Origin of the sequence: Pseudomonas sp. ADAK13, from assembly GCF_012935715.1 — a bacterium.
Taxonomy (GTDB): domain Bacteria; phylum Pseudomonadota; class Gammaproteobacteria; order Pseudomonadales; family Pseudomonadaceae; genus Aquipseudomonas.
In genome coordinates this window covers 1,295,186-1,312,381 of sequence record NZ_CP052860.1, presented here as the reverse complement: position 1 = coordinate 1,312,381, position 17,196 = coordinate 1,295,186, and the positions used below count along the sequence as shown (strand labels likewise).

The following is a 17,196-nucleotide window of genomic DNA, read 5'->3' as shown; positions in this document are numbered from 1 at the left end:
GCAGGGCGAACGGGGCGCCAGGGGCGCCCCGTCTGGCTTACTCAGCTGGGACTTCGACAGGCGATTGTTTCGGCTGGCTGTTTTCATACTCTTGCGCTGCTTTCAGCGCATCGGCATCTGCCTTGGCCTTGTTATCTGCCGTCTGCTGCAGTTGATCCAGTTTTTCAGGGGTGATCAGCTGCAGGCGCAGAAGCATGCGTTGCACCAGCTCACGACGCATTTCCTTGCGCACCTGGATGGTTTCGGAGTCCGAACCCACCAGGTTGTTGCCGTCGTGGCTCACGACTTTCTGTACCTGGATCTTGTCGCCCATCAACGGCAGGTGGTCGTGGCCCTGGATTTCGAAGAAGAGCGTGGTGCTCAGCTCGATGTCCGACGCACGCCCGGCACTGGCATAGCTGAGGTTGCGCTGCTCTTCTTTCTCATCCAGCAGGTTCAGTTTGTAAGCCGCGCCTGAATAGACTTTGACACCACTGCTTTCCAGGACCTGGCGCAGCTGTTGCACGGTCTCGCCGTAGGAGTTACGGGCGGTGACGTCCAGTTCCTTGATCGCCAGTTCGGTGTGGCCGGTGCCGCGCAGCTGGAAGCCGCAAGCGCTCAGTAGCACGGCAAGGCCCATAACCAGCAGATTGCGTTTGATCATTTTGATGCTCCCCTTGAAACCATGTGGGCCTTATCGAGGCCCTGGAGGTTTTGTTCGGCGCCAGGGTAATGCCCTGGCGCCCGATCCGATTAGCTAGCGACGATATTGACCAGTTTACCGGGCACTACGATCACTTTGCGGATCGTCAGGCCTTCGGTGAACCGCAGCACGTTCTCGTTGGTACGGGCGGCGGCTTCGACGTCTTCACGGCTGGCGCTGGCCGGCATGTCGATCTGGCCGCGCAGCTTGCCGTTGACCTGAATCACCAGTTGCAGCGTGTCCTGTACCAGGGCGCTGTCATCCTGTACCGGCCAGCCGGCATCGATGACTGCACCGCTGTGGCCCAAACGGCTCCACAGTTCGTGGCTGATGTGCGGCGTGATCGGAGCCAGCAGCAGGGTGACCGTTTCCAGGCCTTCCTGTACCAGTGCGCGGTCCTGTTCGGTGGCCTGCGGCGCTTTTTCCAGCACGTTCATCAGCGTCATCACTTGGGCAATGGCGGTGTTGAATTTGTGATTCTGGCCCACGTCCTGGCTGGCCTGGCGGATGGCCAGGTGGGTGCTGCGGCGAATGGCTTTTTGCTCATCGCTCAAGGTTGCCACGTCCAGTTTGCCCGGCAAGCCCTGGCTGACATGGGCGTGCGCCAGGCGCCAGACGCGCTTGAGGAAACGGTGCGAACCCTCTACGCCGGAGTCGGACCATTCCGCGCTCATGTCAGGCGGCGAGGCGAACATCATGAACAGGCGGCAGGTATCTGCGCCGAACTGGTCGATCATCGACTGTGGGTCGACGCCGTTGTTCTTCGACTTGGCCATCTTCTCGGTGCCGCCGATTTCCACCGGCAGGCCGTCGGAGATCAACTTGGCGCTGATCACCTTGGCCTTGCTGTCACGCACCAACTCGACGTCCGCCGGGTTGAACCAGGTGTAGGCGCCATTGGCTTCGCGACGGTAATAAGTCTCGGCAATCACCATGCCTTGGGTCAGCAGGTTCTTGAACGGCTCGTCGGAGCTCACCAGGCCTTCGTCACGCATCAGCTTGTGGAAGAAGCGCGCGTACAGCAGGTGAAGGATGGCGTGTTCGATACCGCCGATGTACTGGTCCACCGGCAGCCAGTGGTCGGCCGCGGATTTTTCCACCAGGCCGCCTTCATAGTGCGGCGAGGCGTAGCGGGCGTAGTACCACGAGGACTCCACGAACGTGTCCATGGTGTCGGTTTCACGCTTGGCCGGTGCGCCGCAGTTCGGGCAGGTGCACTCGTAGAATTCAGGCATGCGCGCCAAGGGCGAACCAGCGCCGTCCGGCACTACATCTTCCGGCAGTACGACGGGCAGTTGGTCTTCCGGCACCGGCACGTCACCGCAGGTTTCGCAGTGGATGATCGGGATCGGGCAGCCCCAGTAGCGCTGGCGGCTGATGCCCCAGTCACGCAGGCGGAACTGGGTGCGCGAGGCACCGAGGTTTTTCTTGATCAGGGCAACTTCGATAGCTTCGAACGCGCCTTCGAAATCCAGGCCGTCGAACTCGCCGGAATTGATCAGGGTGCCGTGTTCGTTGTACGCGTCCTGCCACGGAGCCGGGTTGGTGTCGCCCGAGCTGGTGCGCACGACGGACTTGATCGGCAGGTTGTATTTCACGGCGAATTCGAAGTCGCGCTCGTCATGCGCCGGCACAGCCATTACTGCGCCATCGCCGTAGTGCATCAGCACATAGTTGGCGACCCACACCGGCAGCTTCTCGCCGGTGAGCGGGTGCTCGACGAACAGCGAGGTCGGCAGGCCTTTTTTCTCTTGGGTGGCGACGTCGGCTTCGGCGACGCTGCCGCCTTTGCATTCGGCGATGAACGCCTGCAGCTCAGGGTTGTTCTGTGCGGCCTGGGTGGCCAGCGGGTGTTCGGCGGCCACGGCGACGTAGGTCGCGCCCATCAGGGTGTCCGGACGGGTGGTGAAGACTTTCAGTACGCCTTCTGCGCCGATGGAGTCGACGTTGTAGGGGAACTGCACTTCCATGCCACGGGACTTGCCGATCCAGTTGCGCTGCATGGTCTTGACCTGCTCGGGCCAGCCCGGCAAATCGTCGAGGCTCGACAAGAGTTCATCCGCGTAGGCGGTGATCTTGAAGTAGTACATCGGGATTTCGCGCTTTTCGATCAGCGCGCCGGAACGCCAGCCGCGGCCGTCGATCACTTGTTCGTTGGCCAGCACGGTCTGGTCCACCGGGTCCCAGTTGACGGTGCCGCTCTTTTTGTAGATCACGCCTTTTTCGAACAGGCGAGTGAACAGCCATTGTTCCCAGCGGTAGTAATCAGGCTTGCAGGTGGTCACCTCGCGGGACCAGTCCACCGCCAGGCCCAGGCTGCGCAGCTGGGTCTTCATGTAGGCGATGTTTTCGTAGGTCCACTTGGCGGGCGCTACGTTGTTCTTCATCGCGGCGTTTTCCGCCGGCATGCCGAAGGCGTCCCAACCCATGGGTTGCAGGACGTTCTTGCCCAGCATGCGCTGGTAGCGGGAGATTACGTCGCCGATGGTGTAGTTGCGCACATGCCCCATGTGTAGCTTGCCGCTGGGGTAAGGGAACATCGATAGGCAATAGAAAGTCTCCTTGCCTGGCTGTTCACTGACTTCAAAGGACTTTTGCTCATCCCAGAACGACTGGGCGGCATTTTCTATTTCACGGGGCTGATATTGTTCGTGCATGGCTACTTTTGAACTGAATAGGGGTGGCCTAATCCTCTTCGGTGCAACGTTCAGGTTGATCGACACCAAAAAGCGGCGCGTCCGTGCCCAAACCCTGCGGGAAGTGGAGTTACAGGAAGCGCCGTAGCATACATGACCCCACTCTATCGAGGGAAACCCTGATTGCGCCGCCAAGGCCGTTGGTCGCGGCGTCAGGCAGGCAGGGCCAGCAGGACTACGCTGTTTAGTGGGGAGTGAGTCTTATCTTCAATGAGGTGAGGGATGGTTGATTCGCAGCGAACTTTAACGAAACCGCAGGTGTACGAAGGACTGATCGACCGTTTGGGTCGAGCACTGGATGCAGCAAAAACCTCTGGCCGATTGTGTGATGAACGGCCTCTGGAGTTGGAACTGCGTGGCTTGAGCCAGGCAGAGCTGGAAGTGATCAGGGCGTATCTGGCGTTAAATGAGCATCGCGCGCCCCATGGCATGGCCTCCCCGCCAGCCCAGGAGTTTTCGCAGTCGGCCAAGGTGGTATGGCTCAAGGATTTATCGGCCGGTCGCAGCCCGGAAAAACTCCGGTCCGTGCGTTTCAAGTGAAGCACCGCGTTATCTGTAGCCTTCTCAGCGTATGTTCTTGTAAAGATTGTCGCTAAACCCCGTTACACCTTAGGCTTCGGGCATCTTTGGAGATGCCCGATGCCTATTCGTTATTTCATTAAACAATTGCTGTTGCCGCCCGGCATTCTGTTGCTGTTGCTGGCCCTTGCCTGGTGGTTTCGTCGCAGCCGTCCGCGCCTTGCGGCGGTGTGCTTTGCGCTGGGGTTCGGCGGGATGTGGTTGATGAGCCTGCCGGTGGTGGTGGAGTGGGGGGCAAAAGCACTTTCGACCGAACCGCCGTTGCCGCGTGACGAATGGGCGACCTTGGCGCAGCGGGCTGATGCCATCGTGGTATTGGGTTCCGGGCGTGAGCGCGGGGATCTGGCATGGGGCACTGATCAGCCGACCGGTATCGGCCTTGAGCGTCAGCGCTATGCCGCGCGACTGGCAAAAGCTTCAGGCTTGCCGGTGCTGACCACCGGTGGCTTGCACTACGGCACGCCGCCCAGCGAGGCGGAACTGATGGCGGTGTCGATGCAGGATGACTTCGGCGTGAGCGTGCGCTGGAAGGAAGAACGCAGCCGCACCACGTGGGAAAACGCACAGATGAGCGCCGAGATTCTGTTGCCGCAGGGCATCAAGCGGGTGGTGGTGGTCACTCACGCTGCGCACATGCCGCGCTCGCGCTGGAGCTTCGAAAAGGCCGGGTTCACGGTAGTGCCGGCGCCGGTGGGCTTTATGGGGATGGACAATGCCCGGCCACTGGGTGGCTGGATGCCAGAATTCAAGGCGATATGGCAAAGCGGACAGTTGCTGAATGAAGCGGTGGGGCAGGTGGGTTATCGGTTGTTTTACCGATAACCCACAGGCGCCATTCCTACACGGTCCTGGACATCCGCCCGGCCAGCAAGGTCCAGCCGAACAGGCCAAGGCACAGGATGATCAACGGCCACGACCGCCATTGCAGGTACGGCGTGAGGTTGTGCATCGGCACCACCTCGCCGTAGAGAATCCCGCGTTCAAACTGCGGGATCTGCGCGGTGATCTGCCCGTACGGGTTGATCAGGCCGGTGACGCCATTGTTGGTGGCGCGGATCATCCAGCGGCCGGCTTCCAGGGCGCGCATCTGGGCCATCTGCAAATGCTGCAGCGGGCCGATGGAGCGGCCGAACCAGGTGTCATTGCTGATGGTCAGCAACAAATCGCTGCGGGCCGACAGGCCGGCGGCGAATTCCGGGTACACCACTTCATAGCAAATGAACGGCGCAATCTGATAGCCCTTGGCCTGCAACAGTGCCTGGTCGGCCGGGCCGCGGGCAAAGTCCGACATTGGCAGGTCAAAGAACGCGATCAAACCGCGCAACATGTCCTGCAACGGTACGTACTCGCCAAACGGCACCAGCTTTTGCTTCAGGTAGGTGCCGTCGCCTTCACCCACCACAGTGATGCCATTGAAGAAGCGCTTGTGGTGGTGCACTTCCTGGCGGATCGGCACGCCGGTGATCAGCGCGGTGTGCCGGTCAGCGGCGAACTTGCCCATCATGCCCAGGTAGCCTTCGACGGACTCCTTGAGTACGGGCACGGCGGTTTCCGGCCACACCAGCAGGTCGACGGGCTTGGAGGTAAAACTCATGTCGCGGTATAGCGCGAGCTGCGCATTGAGCTGCTCGGGGTCCCATTTCATGCTTTGTTCGACGTTGCCCTGGACGGCGGCCACGGTCAGCGGCGCGCCAGCCGGGGTGGTCCAGGCGTGATGCTTGAGTGCCAGGCCGATAGCCCATGGCGCCACCAACAGCAGCAAGCCGGCACCGATGAACAGGTTGCGCTTGCCTGCCAGCAAACGTGGCAGGTTGAAGATCAATGCGGCAGTCAGCGCCAAGGCAAAGGAAATCAGCCACATGCCACCCAGTGGCGCGAGGCCGGTGAGGGGGCCGTCGAGTTGGCTGTAACCGGAATAAAGCCATGGAAAGCCGGTGAGGAACCAGCCGCGAAACGCTTCCTGGCCCACCCACAAGGCCGCAAAGGCCAGTGCATCGGCCAATGGCGCTTCGTTGCGGCGCAGCCAGCGCGCCCAGAGCCAGGCGGGCAGGGCAAAGAACCAGGCAATTGCCGCGGTAAACGCCAGCATCAGCATGCCCGCCAGCAGTACCGAAGCGCCGCCGAAATGGTGGATGCTGTAATAGATCCAGCTGGTGCCGGCGCCAAACAGGCCGAAGCCGAAACACCAGCCGCGCCACAAGGCCTGGCGCGGTGTCAGCTCACGCAGTCCCGCATAAAAGAAACCGACCGCCACCAGCGCAAACGGCCAGAGATCGAACGGCGCCAGCGCCAGGGTGGTGATGGCACCGGCCACCACGGCCAGCAGGTTACCGGGCCAGCCGGGTGCAATCATACGGCGCATGTAGGGGTGGGTCATCAGCTATTTCCTGTGTCGCGCCGGCCCGCTGTGGCGCAGGGCAAGGCGCGAGGAGTGTGGTTTGGTTTTTCCAAATGAACGACGAGTAACGCAGCCCTGCGCCACAGCGGGTCGGCCCTTCGGGTTGCCCCTGAGAGCCGGCCATGCTGCGTTGCAGGCCTTGGAAAGGGAACGCCATTCCCTGCGGCCTGCGCCTTGCCTGGCCGGCTCTCAGGGGCAACGCGACACAGGAAATAGCTGATGACCCACCCCTTCCTTAGCGGGCAATAGGTGTCAGGCGGATCAGATGGATCCTACGGCTATCAGCATTCAGGATGCGGAAGCGATAGGCACCGATCTCGGTGGTCTCGTTACGTTTTGGCAGATGCCCGAACGCACTCATCACCAGGCCGCCGACGGTGTCGAATTCGTCGTCGGAGAACTCGCTGTCAAAGAACTCGTTGAAGTTCTCGATCGGCGTCAGGGCCTTGACCAGGAAGTCACCGCTGGGCAGCGGCTTGATATAGCTGTCTTCTTCGACATCGTGTTCGTCCTCGATGTCGCCGACGATCTGTTCCAGCACGTCTTCGATGGTCACCAGGCCGGCCACGCCGCCGTATTCGTCAATCACGATGGCCATGTGATTGTGGTTCGCACGAAATTCGCGCAGCAGCACATTCAGGCGCTTGGATTCGGGGACGAAGGTGGCAGGACGCAACAGGTCCTTGATGTTGAAGCTGTCGCCGTTCTCCTTGAGGATCAGCGGCAGCAGGTCCTTGGCCAGCAGGACGCCCATGACGTCGTCATGGCTTTCGCCGATCACCGGGTAGCGCGAGTGCGCGGAGTCGATGACGGCCGGGAGGAACTCCCGAGGGGTCTGGGTCGCCTTGATGCTGACCATCTGCGAGCGCGGAACCATGATGTCCCGTACTTGCAGGTCAGCCACCTGGATGGCGCCTTCGACGATGGCCAGCGCTTCGCTGTCCAGCAACTTGTTCTGATGTGCCTCGCGCAGCAGCTCCAACAGCTCCTGGCGGTTTTTCGGCTCGTGGGCAAAGGCCTGGGTGAGTTTCCCCAGCCATGACTTTTGCCCGTTGCTCGATCGGTCTTCGCTCATAGCGATTACTCTAAATCCTTTATTGTTTCAGTTAGGTGTAGTTGCAATTTCGTCGTCTGCATACGGGTCACGATGACCCAGTTCTGCAAGCAACGTTCGTTCCAGTGCTTCCATTTCTTCGGCTTCGTCATCGTCTATATGGTCGTAACCCAAGAGATGCAAGCAGCCGTGGATGACCAGATGGGCCCAATGGGCTTCAAGTTCCTTGCCTTGTTCCTTTGCTTCACGCTCGACCACTTCGACGCAGATAACAAGATCCCCCAGCAACGGGATATCCAGCAGCTCATCGGGTACGTCGGCGGGAAACGACAGCACGTTGGTCGCGTAGTCTTTTTGTCGCCAGGTGTGATTCAGTTCACGGCCTTCGGGCTCGTCCACCAGGCGAATGGTCAGTTCCGAGTCGGCGGTGCGCTGGCGCAGGGCCAGGGTGCACCATTGGCGGAACTGTTCTTCGCTGGGGGCGGGCGCTTCAGTGGCCAGTTGCAGGTCAAGCTCAAGCATCGCGGCGAGTGTCCTTGGCCGGTTGGTCGTCGCGGTGGTCGAAGCGCTCGTAGGCTTCGACAATGCGCTGCACCAACGGGTGACGTACCACGTCTTTGGGCATGAAGTGGGTGAAGCTGATCCCCGGCACGTCCTTGAGCACCTCGATCACCTGGGCCAGGCCCGATTTGGTGCCTTTGGGCAGGTCGACCTGGGTGACGTCGCCGGTGATCACGGCGGTGGAGCCGAAACCGATCCGGGTGAGGAACATTTTCATCTGCTCGACGGTGGTGTTCTGGCTTTCGTCGAGGATGATGAAGCTGTTGTTCAGCGTACGACCGCGCATGTAGGCCAGCGGGGCGATTTCGATCACCTGGCGCTCGATCAGCTTGGCCACGTATTCGAAGCCGAGCATCTCGTAGAGCGCGTCGTAGAGCGGGCGCAGGTACGGGTCGATCTTCTGGGCCAGGTCGCCGGGCAGAAAGCCCAGTTTCTCGCCGGCTTCCACCGCCGGGCGCACCAGCAGGATGCGTCGCACCTGCTCGCGCTCCAGAGCGTCGACTGCGCAAGCCACGGCCAGGTAGGTCTTGCCGGTACCGGCCGGACCGATGCCGAAGTTGATGTCGTTGCCCAGAATCTCTTTGACGTAGCGCTGCTGATTCAAGCCGCGAGGGCGAATCATGCCTTTCTTGGTGCGCAGGGCCACGCTGGCTTCGGCCACCGGGTTATTGGCCAGGTCTTGCACCGCGGATTCCTGCAGGTACAGGTGCACCGTTTCCGGCGACAGCTCGCTACCTTTGGTTTCCCGGTAGAGGCGGCGCAGAAGGTTTTCTGCCGAGGTGGTGTGTTGGGGTTCACCAATAAGCTCGAATTGATTGCCGCGGTTGCGGATCTCGATGCTCAGGCGTTGCTCGATCAGGCGCAGATGCTCGTCGAACTGTCCGCACAGATTGGCGAAACGGCGAGCCTCAAAGGGCTCGAGGAGAAAACGATGTGGTTCTATGGGTGCGTTCAAGGTCGCTTTTAGCCGCCCTGGGGCAATTAAGATGAAATCAAGGATAACGCCAGCAGGCTGCGTGCGAAAGCACTTATATATCCCGGACCCGCTCTCAAGAACAAAGGCGATCCAGTGTGGGAGCTGGCTTGCCTGCGATGAGGCCGGCACGTCCAAAAGAGAGGCTGCCTGTTATATCGCTATCGCAGGCAAGCCAGCTCCCACATTTGATCTTCATTTGCCTTGAAAACCGGGCTCTCAGTTAACCAGCGAGCCGCGCAGCGAGTGCGGTTGCGCCGCGTCGATGTGCACGTCGGCGAACTGCCCGATCAGCGTCGGATTATCGCAACGGAAGTTGACGATCCGGTTGTTCTCGGTCCGGCCCTGCAATTCGCCAGGGTCCTTTTTCGAGTAGTCGGTGACCAGGATGCGCTGGGTCGAACCCACCATCTGTCGGCTGATCTCGAAACCCTGCTGGTTGAGGCGGTGTTGCAGGGCGTTCAAACGCTCCTTCTTCAACGCTTCCGGGGTTTCGTCGAGCAGGTCGGCGGCCGGGGTGCCCGGGCGCTGGCTGTAGACGAAGGAGTAGGAGAAGTCGAAACCGACGTCTTCAATCAGCTTCATGGTCTGCTGGAAATCTTTCTCGGTTTCGCCGGGGAAGCCGACGATAAAGTCCGAACTGATGCAAATCCCCGGCACTGCTGCACGCAATTTGCGCAGTTTGGATTTGTATTCCAGGGCGGTGTGGTTGCGCTTCATGGCCGACAGAATGCGGTCCGAGCCCGATTGCACTGGCAGATGCAGGTGTTTGACCAGCTCCGGCACTTCGGCGTGGGCCTGGATCAGGCTGTCGGAGAACTCCAACGGGTGCGAGGTGGTGTAGCGGATCCGCTCGATCCCGTCGACGGCAGCCACCACGCGGATCAGCTCCGCGAGGTCAGCCAGGCGCCCGTCGTGGGTCTGGCCGCGATAACCGTTGACGTTCTGCCCCAGCAGGGTCACTTCGCGCACGCCGTTCTCGGCCAGGTGAATGATCTCCGCCAGCACGTCGTCGAACGGGCGGCTGACTTCTTCGCCGCGAGTGTATGGCACCACGCAGAAGGTGCAGTACTTGCTGCAACCTTCCATCACCGACACATACGCGCTCGGGCCGTCGATGCGCGGCTCGGGCAGGTGGTCGAATTTTTCGATTTCCGGGAACGAGACGTCGACTTGCGGCAGCTTGGTGATGCGGGCGGCGTCGATCATTTCCGGCAGGCGGTGCAGGGTTTGCGGGCCGAAGACCACGTCGACATACGGTGCGCGGTCGCGGATGGCGGCGCCTTCCTGGCTGGCCACGCAACCGCCGACGGCGATCACCATGTCCGGGTTGGCCAGTTTCAGCTCGCGCCAGCGGCCCAGTTGCGAGTAGACCCGGTCCTGGGCCCGCTCGCGGATCGAGCAGGTATTGAGCAGGATCACGTCGGCATCTTCAGCGCGGGCGGTGACTTCCAGGGCCTGATGTTCACCCAGCAGATCGACCATGCGCGAGCTGTCGTACTCGTTCATCTGGCAACCGTGGGTTTCGATGTAAAGCTTCTTGGCCATGGGGGATCGTCAACTGGTGGTAAAGAACCGCGCATTATAGGGGGCATGCCGATAGGTTCCTAGCACTGTGCATCGGACGCCATGCTATAGTTCGCGCCCTCTTTTATATCCCCCGATGTGTTACCCGCCCACCATGACCAAACGTGAAGCTCCAATCTACAAGGTGATTTTCCTTAACCAGGGCCAGGTGTTCGAAATGTACGCCAAGCAGATCTATCAAAGTGATCTGTGGGGCTTCCTGGAAGTGGAAGAGTTCGTCTTTGGCGAGCGCACACAGCTGGTCGTCGACCCGGGCGAGGAAAAACTCAAGGCTCAGTTCGAAGGCGTGGTGCGCAGTTTTGTGCCGATGCATTCGATTGTGCGCATCGATGAAGTCGAGCGCCTGGGGACGCCGAAAATCAGCGAGGCCCGGGGCATGAGCAACGTCATGCCGTTTCCGATGCCGATGCCAGAGAAGTAAGACCGTGAATGTTCCCATGCCAGGCATGGGAGCAATTCCTCAGCGTGAAGGATCCGGCAGTGGCGAGAATGGCGAGCTGCCATCTGCACTCTGCAGTTCCTGCAGGTAGTTGCGGAAAATCTGCCCCAGTACCTGGGTCGCTACTTCCAGTTCGTCGCGCTGCATGTGCTCGGCCACTTCGTCGGCCGTGTCCAGCGCATCTTCGGCGCCATTGACCGCCGCCATTTTCAGCACGATATACGCCTGAACGTTATTGGCCGGTACGCCTTCGCCATGGAAAAACATGGTGCCGAGCTGGAATTGCGCCTGAGCGTGGCCTTGCAACGAGGCTTTCTCGAAGTAGTTCAAGGCTTTGTTGAGGTCGCGTGCGGGGTTTTTACTGTCGTAGAAGTACTCGCCCAACTCGTATTGCGCCTGCGCATCCCCGGCATCGGCCTGTTTCTGGCACGCGCTCAGGGCTTCGGCCTGGCTTTCTGGCTGGGTATTGAGGGTGCAACGACCCATCGCTGGGATTAACAACGAGTTGCCGCCTGCCTGGGCAAACGCCAGCAGCGGCTGAAGGAGCAACAGGCAGCCCAGAACCAGGGTGCGGCCGGTGCGTTTCATGGGAATCGACTTACCTCTGACGGGGCGCGGGACCCACGGGGGGATCCAATAAGCGCGCATTATGAAATAAGCAGGCACCTGCTTACAAAGTCTTTACTCGTTTTTCTGCTGCGTGGGCAAGTTATCTGCCGGATTGCAGGTAAATTCTCGAAAAAAGACGGAAATATCTGTAAGCAAAGTAGCAAATCTGACGCCGCCAGGGGCGACGTCAGGTTTTTGAGGCGCTTATTTCAAGGCGGCAAAGGCGCGTTCAGCGGCATCGAGTGTCAGTTTCAGCTCGGCATCACCATGGGCAATCGAGGTGAAACCGGCTTCAAAGGCGCTCGGTGCCAGGTACACGCCACCTTCCAGCATCAGGTGGAAGAAGCGCTTGAACAGATCGGCATCGCTACCCATCACGTCGTCGAAGGTGACGATGTCGTCGGCGCCGCTGAAGTACAGGCCGAACATGCCGCCCGCTTGGGTGGTCACGAACGGAATGCCAGCCGCGTCGGCACGCTGTTGCAGGCCGTCCAGCAGGCGGGTGGTGTAGTCGGTCAGTTCGGCGTGGAAGCCCGGGCGGCTGATCAGGCGCAGGGTGGTCAGGCCGGCGGCCATGGCCAGCGGGTTACCCGAGAGCGTGCCCGCCTGGTACACCGGGCCCAGTGGCGCGATGTGTTGCATGATTTCACGCTTGCCGCCGAAGCAGCCCACCGGCATGCCGCCACCGATGATTTTGCCGAAGGTGCTCAGGTCGGGCGTCACGCCGTAGTACGCCTGGGCGCCGCCGAGGGCAACGCGGAAACCGGTCATCACTTCATCAAAAATCAATACCACGCCGTGCTTGTCGCACTGTTCGCGCAGGCCTTCCAGAAAGCCCGGTGCCGGCGGCACGCAGTTCATGTTGCCGGCCACTGGCTCGACGATGATGCAGGCCACTTCCTGGCCGACTTCGCTGAGCATCTGCTCGACGGCGGCGATGTCGTTGAACGGCAGGGTCAGGGTGTGTTTGGCAAACGCGGCCGGCACCCCGGCGGAGCTCGGTACGCCCTGGGTCAGTGCGCCGGAACCGGCCTTGACCAGCAGGCTGTCGGAGTGGCCGTGGTAGCAGCCTTCGAACTTGATGATGCTGTCGCGGCCGGTGAAACCACGGGCCAGGCGAATCGCACTCATGGTGGCTTCGGTGCCGGAGCTGACCATCCGCACCATCTCCATGGACGGCACGATGGAGCAGACCAGATCAGCCATCTCGGTTTCCATGGCGGTGGGTGCGCCATAGGACAGGCCGTGTTGCAGTTGCTGGCGTACTGCATCCAGCACGTCCGGGTGGCTGTGGCCGAGGATCATCGGGCCCCACGAACCCACGTAGTCGACGTAGCGCTTGTCATCTTCGTCGGTGACGTAGGCGCCTTCGGCATGTTTGAAGAACAACGGGGTGCCGCCAACGCTCTTGAACGCTCGCACGGGGGAGTTCACACCGCCGGGGATGTGTTTCTGGGCATTGGCAAACAGGGTTTCGGAACGGGACATGATCGTGTTCTCTGAATTCAAGATTTTAGAAGATCGTTAAAGGCGCGGGCGCGGCGGGTGACTTCCTGAGTGCTGTCGGCACCAAACAGGCCGTGCACCACCGCCAGCAGGTCGGCACCGTGGGCCACCAGTGGTTCGGCGTTTTCCAAGGTGATGCCGCCAATCACGCAGATCGGCAGGTGCAACCGCGCGCGGGCCTGGGCCAGCAGTTCAACGGTGGCCGCCGGGGCGCCGGGCTTGGTGTTGGAGTTGAAGAAGCGGCCGAAGGCGACGTAACTGGCGCCCTCTTTGGCGGCCTGCTCGGCCAGCTCGATCTGGCTGTGGCAGGTGGAACCGATGATCGCCTTGGAGCCCAGCAGCGCACGAGCCGGGGTCAGCGGGCCGTCGGTCTGGCCCAGGTGTACGCCGACGCCGAGGCGCGCGGCCAGTTCGGCGTCATCGTTGATGATCAGCTGTGTCTTGTAGCGCGAGCACAGCTCACGCAGTTTTTCGGCTTCCCGCAGGCGGCGCGCTTCGTCGCTGCTTTTATCGCGGTATTGCAACAGGGTCACGCCACCGTCCAACGCCGCTTCGACGTAGGCCAGGAACTTGCCGGCCAACAGTTGGCTGTCGGTAATGGCATAAAGGCCACGTAGTTTCATCGGACAGGCCTCTTGGTATTACGAGCAGAAATCCAACGGCAGACGACGAGGCACGAATTGCCCCTGGCCGAGTTGTTCAGCGTCACGCAGGGTGCGCCAAGTGTAGTTGAGGGCTGATTGCACCGCGCTCACCAAACCTTCGCCCTGTGCCAGCCGACCGGCCAGCGCGCTGGCCAGGGTGCAGCCGGAACCGTGATAACTGCCGGGCAGGCGCTGGCAGGTAAAGGTCTGGTGCGTGCCGTCGCGGCTGTAGAGGCGGTTGTGCACTTCGTGCTCGTCGCCATGGCCGCCGGTGATCAGCAGGTGCTTGATGAACGGCAGCAGCCTGGCGGCGCACTCGTCCGCCGTGCCCTCGGGCAGTTCAGCGAGGATGCGCGCTTCGGGCAGGTTTGGCGTGGCGATCAGCGACAGCGGCAACAGCCGTTCGCGCATGGCATAGCCGACTTCGTCCTTGCCCAGGCTGCCGCCGCCACCGGCGCGCAGCACCGGGTCGCAGACCACCGGCAAATGCGGGTGCGCCTGGAGCAGTTCGACCACAGTGTCGACCATCTCCAGGGAACCGAGCATGCCCAGCTTCACCGCCGCGACGTCGGAGTCGCCGAGCACGGCGTTGGCCTGGGCCAGCACCCACTCGCGGTCCAGCACGCGGAAATCGCTGACGTTGACGGTGTTCTGCACGGTCAACGCGGTGACGGCCGGGGCCGCATGACAACCCTGGGCGAGCAGGGCTTCGATATCTGCCTGCAAGCCGGCGCCACCACTGGGATCATGGCCGGAGAGACAGAGGACAACGGGGCGAGAGCTGTAGATATTCATGGTGCGCGAGCTTACCACCAAACGCTTTTTGGGTGGCTGTCGGGCGATGGTTGAATTTTTAGCGGAGGAGTCGGACGAAATGGCTGTTTGCTATCACGCGAAAATACAGGTCAAATACTCTGTAATGCCCGTTCTAGAGCCTTTCAAAAAATTATTTCAATGGTGTCTTTTGGCCTGTAATGGCTATGCTAGAGTGGATCCAAACCAATAACTGTATCGCCGGTATACGTCTGCTCAAAAGGAATGGAGGCTTTTGACATAACCGGACAGGTCACGCTGGGGCTCTATGCGCTATTTGCTGATGTTACTGTTGAGCGGGCTGCCGATGCTGGCCGGCGCAGTCGAGTTCAACGAGACCACCACGCGGTTGCCCCTGGGCCAAGTGATGCAAGTGCTTGAAGACCCAAGTGGCGCCCTGACCATTGGCGATATCAGCTCGCCAGTCCTCGCCAGTCGCTTCAAGACCCATGACAAAGCCACCCTGAATGCCGGCTATTCGCGCTCGGTGTTCTGGCTCAAGCTCGACCTGCATTACCGTCCGACAATTCTGGATGTCTCGCGCCACTGGCTGCTGGAACTGGCGTATCCGCCGCTCAACCAACTGGAACTCTACGAGCCCGACAGCGTCGGCAACTATCGACTGGTCTCGCGCACCGGCAGTAGCCTGCCGTTTTCCAGCCGTGAAATTCGCCAGAGTAACTACCTGTTCAAGCTCGACTTCGCGCCGGACCAACGGGAAACCCTGTACCTGCGCCTGCAAAGCCAGGGCTCGATCCAGGCACCGCTGACCCTCTGGTCTACCACCGCGTACCTCGAAGAACAGCCGCTGCGCCTGTACGTGCTGGGCGTGATCTACGGCGTGCTGCTCGGCATGCTGGTCTACAACCTGTTCATCTACCTGAGCGTGCGCGACACCAGCTACCTCTATTACATCCTCTACATTGCTTCGTTCGGCCTGTATCAACTGTCGGTCAATGGCGTGGCCGTGCAGTACTTCTGGCCTGATAACCCGTGGTGGGCGAATGCGGCGGTGCCGTTCCTGATCGGTTCGGCGGCGCTGTTCGGCAGCCTGTTTGCCCGCAGCTTCCTGCACACCGCGCTTTACAGTCGCTGGATCAATCGGCTGTTACTGGCGCTGGCGGTCAGCGGTGCGGCGGTGATGGTGCTGGCGCTGTTCACCAGTTATGCATTGGCCCTGCGCCTGGCCACCGGTTTGGCGCTGGTGTTCACCGTGACTATCTTCGTCGCGGCCATCAAGGCCTGGTACTGCGGCCAGAGGATGGCGCGTTACTTCATCATTGCCTGGACCGCGTTCCTGCTGGGCGGGGTGGTCAATACGATGATGGTGCTGGGCTACCTGCCCAATGTGTTCCTCACGATGTACGCCAGCCAGATCGGCTCGGCACTCGAAGTAGCCTTGCTGTCCCTGGCACTGGCCGACCGCATCAACTCGATGCGTGAGCAGCAGGCGCAAATCCTGTTTGATGCCAGCCAGAAACTCGAAGTGCTCAACACCCAACTGGCCCACAGCAACCAGCTCAAGGATGAATTCCTCGCCACCTTGACCCACGAACTGCGCACGCCGATGAACGGCGTGATCGGCTCCCTGGAGTTGATGCAGACCGAGCCGCTGCAAGGCGACCTCGCCCAGTATCACCAAACTGCCGCCGGCTCGGCCCGCGAGATGATGCGCATGGTCAACGGCATCCTGACCCTCACCGAACTGCAGGCCGGGCGCCTCAGCCCGCAACCCGAGGTGTTCAGCCTGCGTGGCGTGCTCGACACCTTGCGCCAGCAGTTCGCGACCAGCGCCCAGAGTAAGGGCCTGGAGTTTTCGATCGACCTGGCGGATGAGCTGCCGGACCGCATCAACGCTGATCCCGGCAAGTTGGCGCAATGCCTGGATTGCCTGTTGGACAACGCCTTCAAGTTCACCCACGAAGGTTCGGTGCGGGTGCGGGTAGTCGGCGTGCCCCAGGCTGACGGGACGTTGCGCCTGACCTTTATCGTGACCGACACCGGCATCGGGTTCGCTTACCTCGATGAAGCGACCCTTTACCAGCGCTTCTTCCAGCTTGATGGCTCGACCACGCGTCGGTACGGCGGCATGGGCATCGGCCTGGCAATCTGCCGGCAATTGATCGAATTGCTCGGTGGGCGCCTCACCCACAATTCCGAGCCGCGGCGTGGCAGCCGCTTCCAGCTGGAACTGGCTGTCAGCCCGGTGCAACCCGAGCCAGCGCCAGTGCGGCGAGTACCGCAGCCACAACGCAGCCCTCAGGAGTGCGCAGTGTTGCTGGTAGACGACAACAGCGTGGCCCAACTGGTGGTGCGCGGCATGTTGCTCAAGCTCGGTTACCGCGTGAAAACCGTCGACAACGGGCCGGCCGCCCTGGCGCTGTTGCAGAGTGAAACCTTCGATGCAGTGTTGCTGGATGTGCCGGAGGGCGGGTTCTCTCTGTGCTGTCAGATTCGTGCGTTGCCCGGCTGTGGCGAACTGCCAGTGATCGCCTTGAGCACCTCGCAGCATGCGCCGGAACGCGAGAGCTGCCACGGCGTGGGTATCACCGATCGAGTGACCAAACCGGTACGCTTCGAAGCCTTGCAGTTGGTGCTGCAACTGCGGTTGCTGCATCAGGTCGAGGGCGAAAGCGCCGCGAATTAGGCGTGTAT

General features: G+C 61.1%; 15 protein-coding genes. 4 read left to right on the top strand and 11 right to left on the bottom strand.

Translation table 11 applies throughout. From position 1 onward, the window contains the following. Window positions 1-37 precede the first annotated feature (37 nt). Both HKK54_RS06225 and leuS read right to left on the bottom strand, forming a co-directional pair. Window positions 38-643: an LPS-assembly lipoprotein LptE gene (locus HKK54_RS06225; protein WP_010174793.1), complete on the bottom strand. Its 606-nt coding sequence runs from the start codon at window positions 641-643 to the stop codon at window positions 38-40. Window positions 644-732: 89 nt separating this feature from the next. Next, the gene (leuS, locus tag HKK54_RS06220; protein ID WP_169386374.1) at window positions 733-3,339 is read right to left on the bottom strand and encodes a leucine--tRNA ligase; all 2,607 of its coding nucleotides are present in this window, start codon (window positions 3,337-3,339) and stop codon (window positions 733-735) included. A gap of 261 nt (window positions 3,340-3,600) precedes the next feature. On the opposite strand from leuS, the gene HKK54_RS06215 reads away from it, so the two are divergent. Both HKK54_RS06215 and HKK54_RS06210 read left to right on the top strand, forming a co-directional pair. Then, entirely contained in the window at window positions 3,601-3,918 is a 318-nt protein-coding gene (locus HKK54_RS06215; RefSeq protein WP_010174795.1) for a hypothetical protein, read from the top strand. Window positions 3,919-4,017: 99 nt separating this feature from the next. Next, window positions 4,018-4,779: a YdcF family protein gene (locus HKK54_RS06210; protein ID WP_010174796.1), complete on the top strand. Its 762-nt coding sequence runs from the start codon at window positions 4,018-4,020 to the stop codon at window positions 4,777-4,779. Window positions 4,780-4,795: 16 nt separating this feature from the next. Here HKK54_RS06210 and lnt read toward each other — a convergent pair whose 3' ends face one another. The 5 genes from lnt to miaB all read right to left on the bottom strand — a co-directional run bounded on the left by lnt (window position 4,796) and on the right by miaB (window position 10,491). Beyond that, entirely contained in the window at window positions 4,796-6,319 is a 1,524-nt protein-coding gene (gene lnt, locus HKK54_RS06205) for an apolipoprotein N-acyltransferase (RefSeq protein WP_169389251.1), read from the bottom strand. Between the two features lie 271 nt (window positions 6,320-6,590). Further along, window positions 6,591-7,430, bottom strand: coding sequence for an HlyC/CorC family transporter (locus HKK54_RS06200; protein WP_003215451.1), 840 nt, complete (start codon window positions 7,428-7,430; stop codon window positions 6,591-6,593). A gap of 27 nt (window positions 7,431-7,457) precedes the next feature. Further along, complete coding sequence (gene ybeY / locus HKK54_RS06195; RefSeq protein ID WP_003215452.1) at window positions 7,458-7,931, bottom strand: rRNA maturation RNase YbeY; 474 nt, start codon at window positions 7,929-7,931, stop codon at window positions 7,458-7,460. Further along, window positions 7,924-8,925: a PhoH family protein gene (locus HKK54_RS06190; RefSeq protein WP_010174798.1), complete on the bottom strand. Its 1,002-nt coding sequence runs from the start codon at window positions 8,923-8,925 to the stop codon at window positions 7,924-7,926. Before HKK54_RS06190 ends, ybeY begins: the two co-directional genes overlap by 8 nt. A gap of 237 nt (window positions 8,926-9,162) precedes the next feature. Beyond that, window positions 9,163-10,491 carry a tRNA (N6-isopentenyl adenosine(37)-C2)-methylthiotransferase MiaB gene (miaB, locus tag HKK54_RS06185; protein ID WP_010174799.1) on the bottom strand — a complete coding sequence of 443 codons (1,329 nt, stop codon included), beginning with the start codon at window positions 10,489-10,491 and terminating at the stop codon, window positions 9,163-9,165. Between the two features lie 133 nt (window positions 10,492-10,624). On the opposite strand from miaB, the gene HKK54_RS06180 reads away from it, so the two are divergent. Further along, window positions 10,625-10,951: a DUF1820 family protein gene (locus HKK54_RS06180; protein WP_003215457.1), complete on the top strand. Its 327-nt coding sequence runs from the start codon at window positions 10,625-10,627 to the stop codon at window positions 10,949-10,951. A gap of 39 nt (window positions 10,952-10,990) precedes the next feature. Here the strand turns inward: HKK54_RS06180 and HKK54_RS06175 are convergent, their stop codons facing one another. The 4 genes from HKK54_RS06175 to HKK54_RS06160 form a co-directional block, all read right to left on the bottom strand. Then, window positions 10,991-11,557 (bottom strand): tetratricopeptide repeat protein, encoded by a 567-nt coding sequence (locus tag HKK54_RS06175; protein WP_169386373.1) that lies wholly within the window; start codon window positions 11,555-11,557, stop codon window positions 10,991-10,993. A 225-nt stretch (window positions 11,558-11,782) separates the two neighbouring features. Continuing rightward, entirely contained in the window at window positions 11,783-13,066 is a 1,284-nt protein-coding gene (gene hemL, locus HKK54_RS06170; RefSeq protein WP_063026923.1) for a glutamate-1-semialdehyde 2,1-aminomutase, read from the bottom strand. Window positions 13,067-13,083: 17 nt separating this feature from the next. Next, entirely contained in the window at window positions 13,084-13,707 is a 624-nt protein-coding gene (thiE, locus tag HKK54_RS06165; RefSeq protein WP_076014073.1) for a thiamine phosphate synthase, read from the bottom strand. A gap of 18 nt (window positions 13,708-13,725) precedes the next feature. Next, on the bottom strand, window positions 13,726-14,523 hold the full coding sequence (locus HKK54_RS06160) for a hydroxymethylpyrimidine/phosphomethylpyrimidine kinase (RefSeq protein WP_010174803.1): 798 nt from the start codon (window positions 14,521-14,523) through the stop codon (window positions 13,726-13,728). 286 nt (window positions 14,524-14,809) lie between these two features. Between HKK54_RS06160 and HKK54_RS06155 the strand changes: the two genes are divergently transcribed. Further along, window positions 14,810-17,188, top strand: coding sequence for a hybrid sensor histidine kinase/response regulator (locus tag HKK54_RS06155; RefSeq protein WP_169386372.1), 2,379 nt, complete (start codon window positions 14,810-14,812; stop codon window positions 17,186-17,188). Window positions 17,189-17,196: the final 8 nt, after the last annotated feature.